At 37.4% G+C, this 12,871-nt stretch carries 7 protein-coding genes and 1 tRNA gene; all 8 read left to right on the forward strand.

All coding sequences use genetic code 11. The features are described from left to right. Positions 1-473: 473 nt before the first annotated feature. The 8 genes from BM107_RS10825 (at position 474) to BM107_RS10860 (ending at position 12,866) form a co-directional block, all read left to right on the forward strand. Positions 474-3,725: a TonB-dependent receptor gene (locus BM107_RS10825; RefSeq protein WP_090983123.1), complete on the forward strand. Its 3,252-nt coding sequence runs from the start codon at positions 474-476 to the stop codon at positions 3,723-3,725. Positions 3,726-4,035: 310 nt separating this feature from the next. Beyond that, positions 4,036-4,109: transfer RNA gene (locus tag BM107_RS10830), tRNA-Asn, on the forward strand. A gap of 765 nt (positions 4,110-4,874) precedes the next feature. Then, on the forward strand, positions 4,875-5,057 hold the full coding sequence (locus tag BM107_RS24675; protein WP_090983125.1) for a hypothetical protein: 183 nt from the start codon (positions 4,875-4,877) through the stop codon (positions 5,055-5,057). Between the two features lie 108 nt (positions 5,058-5,165). Further along, complete coding sequence (locus tag BM107_RS10840) at positions 5,166-7,646, forward strand: hypothetical protein (protein ID WP_090983127.1); 2,481 nt, start codon at positions 5,166-5,168, stop codon at positions 7,644-7,646. Between the two features lie 14 nt (positions 7,647-7,660). After that, positions 7,661-8,314 carry a hypothetical protein gene (locus BM107_RS10845; RefSeq protein WP_090983129.1) on the forward strand — a complete coding sequence of 218 codons (654 nt, stop codon included), beginning with the start codon at positions 7,661-7,663 and terminating at the stop codon, positions 8,312-8,314. 5 nt (positions 8,315-8,319) lie between these two features. Next, positions 8,320-8,958, forward strand: coding sequence for a hypothetical protein (locus tag BM107_RS10850; RefSeq protein ID WP_090983131.1), 639 nt, complete (start codon positions 8,320-8,322; stop codon positions 8,956-8,958). A gap of 66 nt (positions 8,959-9,024) precedes the next feature. After that, the gene (locus BM107_RS10855; protein ID WP_090983133.1) at positions 9,025-10,611 is read left to right on the forward strand and encodes a thioredoxin domain-containing protein; all 1,587 of its coding nucleotides are present in this window, start codon (positions 9,025-9,027) and stop codon (positions 10,609-10,611) included. A gap of 50 nt (positions 10,612-10,661) precedes the next feature. Next, on the forward strand, positions 10,662-12,866 hold the full coding sequence (locus BM107_RS10860) for a peptidase domain-containing ABC transporter (protein WP_090983135.1): 2,205 nt from the start codon (positions 10,662-10,664) through the stop codon (positions 12,864-12,866). The last annotated feature ends 5 nt before the right edge of the window (positions 12,867-12,871 follow it).

Raw genomic sequence — 12,871 nt, forward strand, 5'->3', positions numbered from 1 at the left:
CTGGGCAGCTTGCAGTCTTGCTTTCACTATAGTCCTCGCTATGCTCCGGGTTATTCGGGTAAATAAGGTTCAGAGACAGCAGTATGCGTTCCCGACAGCCTTTTAAGTGAACAGATGGTTTGATCATTATCCAAGGCTGAATGCTATCCAGTACACTAAAAATTGTTAACTGGTTAATTATTACTGAACCAACCACCCAGGCTCAACCTTTCAAATCGGTTAATAGACTCCGGACTTCCGACTGTGGACTTCGGACTCATGAACGCAATCTTCATTAAATCTTCATATTCATCTCTGATATTTGAGCATATTGCTCTTCGTCACATTCCGGCTTCAAAATGGCTGTTAAGAAATTGTTTTCTTATTGTTTTTTTCTGATTTTCATATTGTTAAATTAAGGTTAAACTTAATTTAGTGTTAATATTTAATTAACATTAAGACTGTTGTTTTGTGCCAAAATAAAACAACAAAAAATGAAATCACGTATACTATCTCTGGTAAGTATTCTTGTCCTCCTGTTCACTTTTGCTCAGGCACAGGTTACAACATCAAGTATTAATGGAAAGATTAAGGATAACAAAGGCATTATTCCTGGAGCCACCATTGTTATGGTTCACGTTCCTACCGGCACGGTATCCAAGGGTTCCTCAAACGAATCAGGGCTTTACCGTATCGGTAACTTAAATCCTGGCGGGCCATACAAAATCACCGTAACCTTTGTAGGTTATAGCCCGGTCGTAAAAGAAAATATTTATTTAACCCTTGGTTCAGATGTAAAACTTGACCTTGATCTTCAGGAGCAGGGCAATCAGTTGGCCGAGGTAAGTGTTAAAGGCCAAAAAGGCGGTACAAAATCTGGTGCGGGTACCAGTATTGGCGAAGGGCAGATTAAAACCCTGCCAACTATGAACCGCAGTTTACAGGATGTTACCCGCGTAACACCGCAGGGTAGTAAAGACAATACTTTTGGTGGTACCAACTTCAGGTATAACAACGTAACCATTGATGGTGCCATTAATAACGATGCGATCGGTTTTAGCCCTTCATTGGGGGGACAAAGCGGAAGTTCGGGTATGCCGGGAAGCAGTACACGTACAAACCCGGTTTCGCTTGATGCGATCCAGGATGTTACCGTTCTACTTTCGCCCTACGATGTTAAAGTGGGTAACTTTTTAGGTGGTAGTATTAATGCCGTAACGCGTGGTGGCACCAATGAGGTAGTAGGATCGGTTTATGGTTATGGCCGTAATGCCTCGTTAATCGGTAGAAATAAAATCGGCGATAACAGCAAAGAGCCTTCAGCGTTTCACGATTATCAAACCGGTTTTCGTGTGGGTTTCCCGATTATAAAAGATAAATTATTCTTCTTTACCAATGAGGAGATTACGCGCCGCCAGGATCCGGTAATTTTAGGTGCCGGATCATCTGATATGAAATTGCTTACGGCAACGGATGCTCAACAGATTTCTGATTACATGAAAACCGCTTATGGTGTTGATGCAGGTTCGTTCGGCAATTACAATATCTATTCACAATCTAACAAATTCTTTAACCGTTTGGATTGGAATATCAGCGAAAGCACTCAATTAACCATCAGAAATAATACCATTATTTCTAAAGCAACAAATTTGGAAAGAGACCAGCTTAACTTCAGGTTTGGTGGCATCGATTTCAGACAGAACAATAACCAGACTTCAACGGTTGCCGATCTGAAAACACGCTTTGGTAATTCGGCTACCAATAACTTAATTGTTGGTTATTCTACAGTGCACGATTACCGCAATCCGCTTTCTAACCCGGCTTTACCACAGATCGAGATTGCTTCGAACGGAGGGACATTGTTTTTAGGTACAGATCGTGAGGCGAGTATCTTCAATATGAAACAGAATACTTTCGAGTTTACCGATAACTATACTTACAATTCTGGTATCCATACCTTTACCGTTGGTACGCACAACGAATTTTACAACATCAATTATGGTTTTGTAAACGCATGGAACGGTCGTGTGGCTTACAGCAGTATTGCCGATTTCCTGGCAAACAGGCCAAACAGGGTACGTGCAAGTTATAATTATGACGACAATACCCGTGATAACATCATTAATAACCCAACGGCTGAATTTAATGTAAATATGTACAGTATTTATGGTCAGGACGAAATCCGTATAGGTGACCGTTTTAAATTAACACCGGGTTTACGTTTTGATATGGCAGATTTACCTACTATGCCATCTTTAAGTTCAAAAACCACCAATTCTCCTGTTGATCCCAATTACGGTACAACATATACTTATACGCAGCCATCATTAATTACCGGAAAATTCTTAAACAAAATCCAGATTTCTCCACGTATTGGCTTTAACTTCGATGTATTGGGTAACCAAAGCCTGGTTATGCGCGGTGGTACGGGTTTATTTACCAGTCGTGTGCCTTTTGCGTGGATCGGTTATGCCTATTATAATAATGGTGTAAACTATGGTGCTTTTGATAAATCTTACGTTTATTCAAATGCAGATCCGACCAAAATCACTACACCGGCAGCAGGCTCAGATCCGGTCAGAGATGCTTTGACCGGTAATGGCGAGGCGGGTTATGTAACTAAACAAGGGGTAAATGTGAAAGACGCCGGTGGTGCTACGCAGGTAGATTTGGTTGACAACAATTTTAAAATGCCTAAAGCCTGGAGAAGTAATCTGGCTTTCGATTATAAAACAGATGATCAATGGAAATTTACCTTAGAAGGTATTTTTAGCCAGGTAATTAAGGATGTGCAGTTCCAACAGATCAACTATGTAGATAATCCAAAATACATGGTTTATGATACCCAAAAACAACAGCCTATTTATTCAGGTACTAAAATCAACCCGTTGTATACCAATGCCTATTTATTATCGAATACCGATAAAGGATACAAATATAGCGTAACTGCACAGGTAAGTAAATCACTTCCTTTCGGTTTAGATATGATGGTGGCCTATACCTACGGAAGATCGAAAGATATTGCCAATGGAATCCGTAACTCAATGGAATCTAACTGGCAGTTAAACCAGGCGCTTAGCCCCAATAACCCGGGATTGGCTTATTCAAACTTTGATATCCGCAACAGGATCATTTCAACCATAAACTATAGATTGGACTGGGCTAAAAACGGCAAATATGTGTCTAACTTTTCATTATTCTTCAGCGGTCAGTCGGGTTCTCCATACTCATTGGGTTTAGTAAATACCAGGATCAACGGAACAGGACAAACAGTAAGTTTAATGTATGTACCTGCAGTGGGCGAAACACAGAAATTCTTTGCCAACACAGCCGATGGGATTGCACAGGCAGCTGCGTTTGATAACTATATCAACGGAGATAAATACTTAAGCAGTCGTCGTGGCGATTTTACAGAACGTAACGGTGCGCGTACCCCTTGGAACGTACAGGCTGACTTCCGTTTCGCTCAGGATCTACAAGTTGCCAAAGGAAAACACCCTCATGTACTTACATTAACCTATGATATTATTAACCTGACCAATTTGGTGAATAAAAACTGGGGAATTCAGTATTTCTCTCCTAATACTTATAACTCAATGGCCAGTATGGGTATTAAAGTTGCAACCGCAGGAACGCCAACTACTTATCCGGTTTATACTTTCGCACAAAAAGATGTAACCTCTTATTCGAAAGATTTCTTTGCCTCGCGTTACCAGATGCAATTGGGATTAAGGTATAGTTTCTAATCTTTTTTAAATAAATGTTTATAACGGTCTGGCCTGAACAAGTCAGGCCGTTTTTTTGTTTAACTGAGTGAATATATAACCGAGCGGAATATTAATCACCATGGATTGTTGTTCTGATTTTTAATATGCTGATAACCAGTGTTAAATAAGTAAAACGCTTCTTTGTTTTAAACAGAAGAGCTTTTTTGCAAATAATAATTGAATAATTTTTTGGATAAATAATTTAAAACCGCTAATATTGCACTCCCAAAACGAACGAGCATATATTTACTGAAAAGTTAAAATCCTCTGTTTTTTTGGATTGCCGGATTCCTTCTTAGCTCAGCCGGTTAGAGCATCTGACTGTTAATCAGAGGGTCGCTGGTTCGAGCCCAGCAGAAGGAGCAAAACCCGCAACGAAAGTTGTGGGTTTTTTGTTTAAAGTCTATTTTGAACAAAAGATTATTTTGATCGTTAAATTCTTCTTTTGAGATTTACACTACTTCATCGTGTTCGTAACTATAGTTTAAATTAAATCAAGAACGCTAAAAAGCATTACTTTGTTCCTGTAAACCGGATGAGGCTGGCTTTTATCTCATTTATTGGATTATAAAATCTATCTTATTATGTTTCTTCGCTGATCAAATAAATGTGAACTCAATTTTAACGTTATCTAGATATGGTTAAAATATATTGTAAACTGATTAAAATACGTTTAGTTTTAACTATAACATTAGATTAAATTTGATTAATCAACAAGCAAATTATGTTTGCTTTACTCATAATTAACCAAATAACTTCATGCGCTCCTCTCATTTTTTTCAACTTATTTTTTTGCCTAATCTATATCAGTCTCTTGGCTGCAACGGGCATAGTACATTCTCTTTTAAAAAAAAATATTCTTTTATTTCTGTGATGCACAACTGCCGTTTTTCCTGATTTTTATCTTCCCTACCCTTTGTATATAATTCTTAGTTAATAATTTCTTTAAACATTAAAAAGGAGGTAAGCAGGCTCAATAATAGATGGTATTCTGTCATCCATCAGATGGATTATAGTAAATAGAAATGACAAAAAGTTATTAAACGTTTTTAAACAAATTAAACATGAAAAAAATTAAAATAGACCTTATCAAAGTAGAAGAAATTCTAACTAGAGATCAATTAAAATATGTTGTGGGTGGTGCCGGAAGCTTTGGACAATCTTGTACAAATGATCCGGATTGCTGGGAAAAGACTGGTGGTCAGGCGTATTGTAGCGGAGGTAAATGTATACCATACCCGGGGGAGGGGAGTTCAAATACGGGATGTGCAGATCGCCCGATATACCAGCAATGCCACGGCAGTACTTTAGGGTGCTGTCCATCATCACTTGATACGTGTCAGTATACAACCGGCGGATATCAGTGCTTCGGCTCAACAAGAATTTAAATAATTAATTTCGATACAAGACATAGGATCAATGAATAGAACATTATTCTTGATAGCTGGTCTGTTTTTTATCGCCTGTGCCAGCGTATCTGGCCAGGCGATAAGCAGAGACAGTATTTCCAGTCAGGTTGAACGATATAATTTTTCACATCCTGCGGATATGCTTTATGTAACTACAGACAAGAATGTTTATCTGCCATCTGAAACCATTTGGTTTGCAGCTTATGTGATGATGCATCATATAGATACACTTGTGCGTCCCGCTATCTTGTCGGTTGCCTTGTTACGTGAAGATACGTCGGGTGTTTCATTACGGAAGAACTACCTGATAAAGAACTGGACATGTTCAGGTAGCCTAACACTTCCTGAAGAGATTGAGCCCGGTAACTACTTACTGCTGGCCTGTAGCAATATTGTAGGTGAAAACGGTGAGCCTGTCCATGTTTTCCGCAAAACACTCCGGATACTGGCCGGAGCTGTTCCAACAATAACTGTAGATTTTGAGATAAAAGAGGTGCCAGGCAAAGATTCAGTTTTAGTGCTTGCGAAGGCTGTTTTCCCGGCCGGTGTTACCGCAGCTGAACGTCTCAATTCACATCTGGTTTACCGTTTAGGCGAAAATGACGCTCTGAAGGTTAAGTATGGTTTTGATGGTAGTGCTGTGATGGCTTTTTCACAGAAAACACTTCAGCGTTTCGGCCCACTTTTGCATACTACCACGCATATTGGTAATAGTCAGCAGCCATTCGCTTTGCGATTACCTCTTCAAAAGCCAAATGAGTTCCGATTTGGCTTTTATCCTGAGGGAGGTGACCTGGTTTTAGGTTTGTTGAGCCGTGTAGCATTTCAGGTGTTGGACAGCTATGGAAACAATGCAAAGGTTAAAGCTTTGTTATTGGAAAATGGTCAGGTGATCGACACGATCAGTACTAATATTGATGGGTGTGGTGTATTCATGCTGAGGCCAAAATCTGGGATAAAATACGCTGTAAATTTACTGGATGGGAATGGAAATATCAAAGGAAAAGAGTATTCTCTGCCTGACGCTTTGCCATCTGGTTTTGTATTGCATATTGCTGATGCTTTGGCTGGTGACACTCTAAACATAGAAATTTCTGTGACTGAAGCTGCTGACGTAAACATTGTGGTTACCAATCAGTATACCAGAGAATCGGTGATGACACCATTAATTAGCTTGGATAAGGGTGTGAAAAAACTAAATATTCCCCTTGCGGAGATCAGAAAAGGCTTGAACACGATAACGCTAATTGATCAACAAGGGAGGCCTGTTGCAGAAGAATTGTTCTTTGCGCATTTTACCGGCGGCGTGCGGGCTGTAGTTGTTACAGACAAGAACAGTTATCAAACCCGGGAAAAAGTAAATGTAAATGTTTCACTTGACAGTGCAGGAAAGCAAGCGAGTGGCGGACTTTTTACCATTTCCTGTGTGCAGCTTTCCCGGTTGGATACGGCTAGCCGACAGGATCTCGCTGCATGTTATTACATGAATCCGATTGTAAAGAATGATCCGTACAGTTTTCTTAACAGTAGCATCAGTTTGGAAGGGAAAAAGGAACGTTTAAAGCAGGTATTGATGGTTAGTGGCTGGAGACGTTACCTCTGGCAAAGGATCATGAAAGCAGACACTTTTTCAAAAAAATCTATTAAGTACCATTCCGTGAATATACATGCATTGTTCAGGTTTGCCGACGGTGGTAGTCTGAAAGAAGCGATGACTGTAACTATCCGGCGTGATAGTAGTTGGAGTATGCTATCGACGGATAAATTTGGTTATATCTACCCGAAACCTGAGGATATCACGGTCGTCGAAAACAAGCAATTGGATGTCAAACTTTTTGATAAAAGGGGTAAGTTAGTCAATCCAACCATGCAGGTTGCAAATCCGATGGAGCAGTTGATTAATACCTTAATAAATATCAGCAAGCGGCCTTTAGTTGAATATGACCTGAACCGAAATAATCTGCATGTGTCAAATTCTTTCAGCTTTCAGCAATCTAATCAGCTTAATGAAGTTAAAATAAGCGCAAGACAAAATATAGCGAGAGCATATGGATATAGGGCTAATGAATGTGGAGACTATGTATGCAGTGGTGGTTATTTAAATTGCCCAGCTCATTCTGCTTTTTCCCCTGATAATAATCCACCCCCTGTAAAGGGGAAGAAATATCTATTAATGTACCCTTCCTCATCAGGAGGTTATGATGTAAGAGAGATTATTTATCAAGGTTGTGTGTTTGAGAAAGAAAAGCTAGCTATATACACTGCTCGGCAGTTTTATGGCATGGATTCTCAGAAATTAAAAAATGTGGAGGAGAAACAATATCTATCAACACTTTTTTGGAAAGATTTTACCGTTTTCTCGGCAGATCAACCTAATCGGTTTAATTTTTACACGGGTGACCAAACCGGTCTTTTTAAAATAAAGATTGAGGGGATTGCCTCTAATGGCGACCTCTATTACCAGGAAAAAAATATTGCGGTCAATAAATAAGACAATAGAAATAAATGAAATATTCTCAAATCCCCACTTATGGTATCAATCTGCGCAAAAGGAGCGAAAGAAAAAAAAGCTTGCTCGCGGAATTTATGAATAGAAAAGAATTTAGCTTAACCATTGTCCCTGCAATTGAGCATTCTGTAGGATCATTTGGACTATGGCAAACTGTTCACGGAATTGTAAAGCACGCTAACGAGACATCCTTAGATTACATATTAATTTGCGAAGATGATCACATCTTTACGGAAGAGTATGATTTCGCACAATTTCGACTTGCTATAGATAGCTGCATCAAAATAGAGGCCGATGTATTGCTCGGTAGTGTAAGTTGGTTTGATCAGGTGTTGCAGGTGAACAAACACTTGTTTTGGGTTGATCGTTTTAATGGTACACAGTTTATGCTAATCTTTAAGAAGTATTATGAAACCATACTTAATTTCGACTTTCAGATACATGATATCATAGATATGAAGATTTCTTCAGTTACCGATAGCATTTTTGTGATGTTTCCATTTATATCTGTGCAAAAAGAATTTGGATACTCAGATGTAACTGTTAAAAATAATGATCATGGGCACGTGACAGAACTTTTTGAAAAACGAAATACAAAGCTCATGCATCTGGCTAAAGTATCGGATTATTACGCGTTATTTAAAAAGTAGAATAAATGGAGCGAGGTCAACATATACCTGATTTTTGTATAAATACATATATTCTAACACCTTCAGGAGATGGAGAAGTAAAAAAAAATATCAGTAATCAGTTTACAGGCAAGGATGAATTTGATCTTCATTTCATAGATGTTGATAGTGATGACAGTATGATTTGGAAAGGAATTCGTGAAGTATGCAAGGATGCTATGTTAACCAATGAATCGTTAATTATCATTTGCAGGGATGATCATATCTTCACAGAATCTTACAATAAAGAAATATTATATGAAGGAATCATAGACGCTGCCAAGAAAGGAGCAAAAATTCTTTTAGGAGGGATTGGTGCTTTTGGCCAGGCTATACCTTTATCTACAAAGCAATTCTGGATCGACTCTTTTGAAGGAACTTCCTTTATCGTTTTATTCCGGTCAATACTAGATGAACTTTTAATTGAGCCATTTCATAATGAAAATACTGTGGATGAAAGTTTATCGAGACTAACAAGCCACAAAATGGTCATTTTGCCATTTGTATCTTCAAAACGGCATCTAAATTCATCTGGTCATGAAAAACCGATACCTTTTGATGTGTCTGAAAAAAGACTCATTCATCTTTCTAAAATAGCGAGACTATATGGTGAGGCAATCCACTAAGTCATTTCTATTTAATTAGTCATTAGTTTTTTATAACTAATTTAACCAAACAACCATAAAGCTAATATGATAAATTCGCTCAAAAAAACACCTAATGCGGTCTTCGTGTTAATTTCTCTATTAAAAAAACTAAGCATTTCTGTGACTTCTTTTACCATAAACCGGGAGGTTTTGTCACACCCAAATTATCCTAGTATGCTTTCCTTAAGCGATTGCTTAACTTCCTGGAATGTACCGAATCAGGCATTTAAAATTAATCAATGGGAGTGCGATTTGCAGAATCTGCCATTCCCTTTTATTGCTCGTGTAGACACCGACGGCGGTCAGTTTCTACTCGTTAAAAATATTGAAGGTACAAATTTCTGTTATTCAAATGAGCATACCCGGCATGGAAAAATATCAAAAGAAAAGTTTTTAAATCATTGGGATGGTATTGTGCTTTACGCAGAGAAAGATGAAGAAAGTGGAGAGGCCGATTTCAAACAGGCATTTTTAAGGGGGATTGTTAATCAAGCCCGTATTCCCTTTTTAGTCTCAACTCTAGTTCTCTCTTTGGTTTTAATGGTTAGCAGAAATACTTTTCATTTCGATTATTTGCTAATGCTATTGATAACAATGGCTGGAATAGCTGTATGTACACTTTTATTAATACATAGCATTAATGCAAAGAACATATTTGTACAAAATTTATGCAGTTTGGGTAAAAAAAACAATTGTAACGCAATTTTGAAATCTGATGCAGCAAATGTAACCAGTTGGCTTAGTTGGAGCGAAGTAGGAATGTTTTATTTTACGGGAACACTAATCTGTCTGCTTATTGATCCGTCAAGTATGAATTTTATAAGTTGGTTAAACTTGATAAGCTTGCCTTATACAGTATATTCCATAGGGTATCAGATCAAAATCAGAAACTGGTGTATTTTATGTTGTTCAGTTCAGGTATTGTTGTGGACTCAGGCCATCGTTTTCTTTATAAGTCACCATGGTTTACCTCAATTGTTGATCAATTATTCTTTAACATCGTTATCTACATTTATTTTATGTTTTCTGGCCCCGGTAGCCGTATGGACTTTTATCAAGCCGGTACTATCGAGATCTGAGGAAGTAACTCCTTTAAAAGATCAACTCAAGAAGTTTAAATATAATACAAAGCTATTTCACGGTTTAATAAGTAGTCAAAAGAAAATGGAAATCCATGAAGAGTTGAAACCTATTGTTTTAGGTAATCCTGAAGCAAAAAATGTTATCACGATGGTTAGCAATCCGTTTTGTGGCCCTTGTGCAAAAGCACATCAAACTTTAGAGACATGGCTTAAGCAAAGAAGCGATATTCGGGTTAACATCATATTCGCAACAAGTACCGAGGAATCTGATCAACGTACTACCGTGGCTAGGCATGCTATTGCATTAGGTTTATACAGGAAAGAAATTACAGTAAAAGCTTTGAATGACTGGTATCAGTCAGAGGAGAAAGATTATATAAAGTGGTCAGGACGATATCCTATAGATCTTGACTCAAATATAGAAATAATATTAGATCGGCAAAGAAGATGGTGTTATGAAGCAGAGATTACTTATACACCCACAATCCTGCTAAATGGTTTCAAGATAACTGAGCCTTATCAACTGGACGATATAAAATATTTTGTTTAGTATGTAAGTTAGGTAAGTTATTATACTGGAAACGTTTTAAACTTTGATAAATGCGCAAGAAATTTACTATTTACATTCAACCGGACCAGATGGATTGCGGACCAACGTGTTTACGTATGATAGCGAAATATTATGGCCGTAATTATAGTTTACAACGTTTAAGGGAAATCTCGGGGATTAACCGGGCCGGAGTTTCATTTTTAGGTATCAGTGAAGCTGCAGAAAAAATCGGTTTCAGATGTAATGGTGTAAGGATTGATCTAAAGAAACTTTCAGAAGTAGAATTACCTTGTATATTGCATTGGAGCCAGAATCATTTTGTGGTTCTAATAAGAGTTAATAAAAGTACTTATAGAGGAAAAAGTTATTTGATAGCTGATCCTGCAAAGGGAATTGTCCAATTTAATGAACCAGAATTTATCAGGTATTGGAGAAGTAATAAGTTTAGTGAAAATAAAGAAGGAGTAGCATTGTTGATCTCGCCTACTCCTGAATTTTTCCTTAATGATGATGATGAAGTTAAACAGTTGAACTTTGCATATATGGCAAAGTATCTTATGCCATATAAAGGACTTATTATACAGCTTTTTATAGGATTGGGCGTTGGAAGTATGCTACAATTGATTTTACCATTTTTAACACAGTCATTAGTTGATATTGGTATTAATACACGAAACCTCAATTTTATTTATGTAGTTGTTATTGCGCAAACCATGTTGTTTTTAGGTAGAATGAGTGTTGACTTCATTCGTTCATGGATATTACTACACATGAGCACTAGGATAAATATTTCCATTTTAACTGATTTTCTTATTAAATTGTTAAAGTTACCAATGGAATTCTTTGAGACAAAAATGCCAGGTGATATTATGCAGCGTATGAGTGATCAGGGGAGAATTCAGAATTTTCTAACAGGTTCTTCACTTAATACTATTTTTTCTCTTTTTAACCTCGTAGTTTTTGCATTTGTATTGCTTTATTACAACAGCTCTATATTCCTCATTTTTGCAATTAGCAGTTTTATTTACGGTATGTGGGTTGTATTTTTTCTTAAGAAAAGGCGTGAACTAGACTTTAAAAGATTTGATATTTCTTCTGAAAACCAAAATAATATTGTTCAGCTAATCGGTGGAATACAAGAAATAAAATTAAATAATTGTGAACAGCAGAAGAGATGGGAATGGGAGCGTATACAGGCTTCTTTATTCAAATTCAGTATAAAGAGCCTAGCACTTGGACAATATCAACAATTTGGAACATTTTTTATTAATGAGGGCAAAAATATCCTAATCACCCTTATGGTAACAAAATCAGTAGTGGATGGGCAATTAACACTCGGAGCAATGATGGCCGTTCAATATATCGTTGGTCAATTAAACAGTCCCATTGAACAACTTTTTACATTTCTGCAATCCTACCAGGATGCAAAAATCAGCATGGAGCGATTAAGTGAGATTCATGAACTAAAAGATGAAGAACCTTTTGAAATGAAATTTTTATCGGAATTACCTTCCGATAAAGGCATAGCACTCCATAATATTACCTTTACCTATCCCGGAGCCGGAAATGAACCAGTTTTAAAGGATATTCATATCAATTTTCCTGAAGGTAAAACAACTGCTATAGTTGGCATGAGTGGAAGCGGAAAGACAACCATTTTAAAGTTATTGCTGCGTTTTTATGCGCCTCAAATTGGCGATATTAAAGTAGGAAACAACTATTTACAGCATATTGGTTATCGATTTTGGAGGGGATGCTGCGGAGTTGTTATGCAGGATGGTTTTATATTCTCAGATACTATTGCAAAAAATATAGCCGTCGGAGATGATTATCCTGATATGGCCAAACTTCAGCATGCTTTGCATTTGGCTAATATTCATGATTTTGTAAATAATCTTCCTTTGGGCCTAAATACCATAATTGGATTATCCGGTAACGGAATTAGTCAAGGGCAAAAGCAACGCATCCTTATCGCGCGAGCTGTATATAAAGACCCGGATTATATCTTTTTTGATGAGGCAACAAATGCCTTAGATGCAAATAATGAAATAGTAATAATGCAAAATCTGGAAAATTTCTTCAAAGGAAGAACTGTATTAGTTGTGGCTCACCGTTTAAGTACAGTAAAAAACGCTGATAACATCATTGTTTTGGATAAGGGAAAAGTTGTAGAACAAGGTACACATCATGAGCTGACAGATGCAAGAGGTCAATATTATGAACTGGTAAAAAATCAATTGGAGTTAGAAATTTGAAGCTT

Origin of the sequence: Pedobacter suwonensis (assembly GCF_900111825.1) — a bacterium.
Taxonomy (GTDB): Bacteria; Bacteroidota; Bacteroidia; order Sphingobacteriales; family Sphingobacteriaceae; genus Pedobacter; species Pedobacter suwonensis.

Coding starts and splice junctions, on each gene's coding strand:
- BM107_RS10860 (WP_090983135.1), top strand. CDS start 10,662: ATGCGCAAGAAATTTACTATTTACATTCAACCGGACCAGATGGATTGC.
- BM107_RS10855 (WP_090983133.1), top strand. CDS start 9,025: ATGATAAATTCGCTCAAAAAAACACCTAATGCGGTCTTCGTGTTAATT.
- BM107_RS10840 (WP_090983127.1), top strand. CDS start 5,166: ATGAATAGAACATTATTCTTGATAGCTGGTCTGTTTTTTATCGCCTGT.
- BM107_RS10845 (WP_090983129.1), top strand. CDS start 7,661: ATGAAATATTCTCAAATCCCCACTTATGGTATCAATCTGCGCAAAAGG.
- BM107_RS24675 (WP_090983125.1), top strand. CDS start 4,875: ATGTTGTGGGTGGTGCCGGAAGCTTTGGACAATCTTGTACAAATGATC.
- BM107_RS10850 (WP_090983131.1), top strand. CDS start 8,320: ATGGAGCGAGGTCAACATATACCTGATTTTTGTATAAATACATATATT.
- BM107_RS10825 (WP_090983123.1), top strand. CDS start 474: ATGAAATCACGTATACTATCTCTGGTAAGTATTCTTGTCCTCCTGTTC.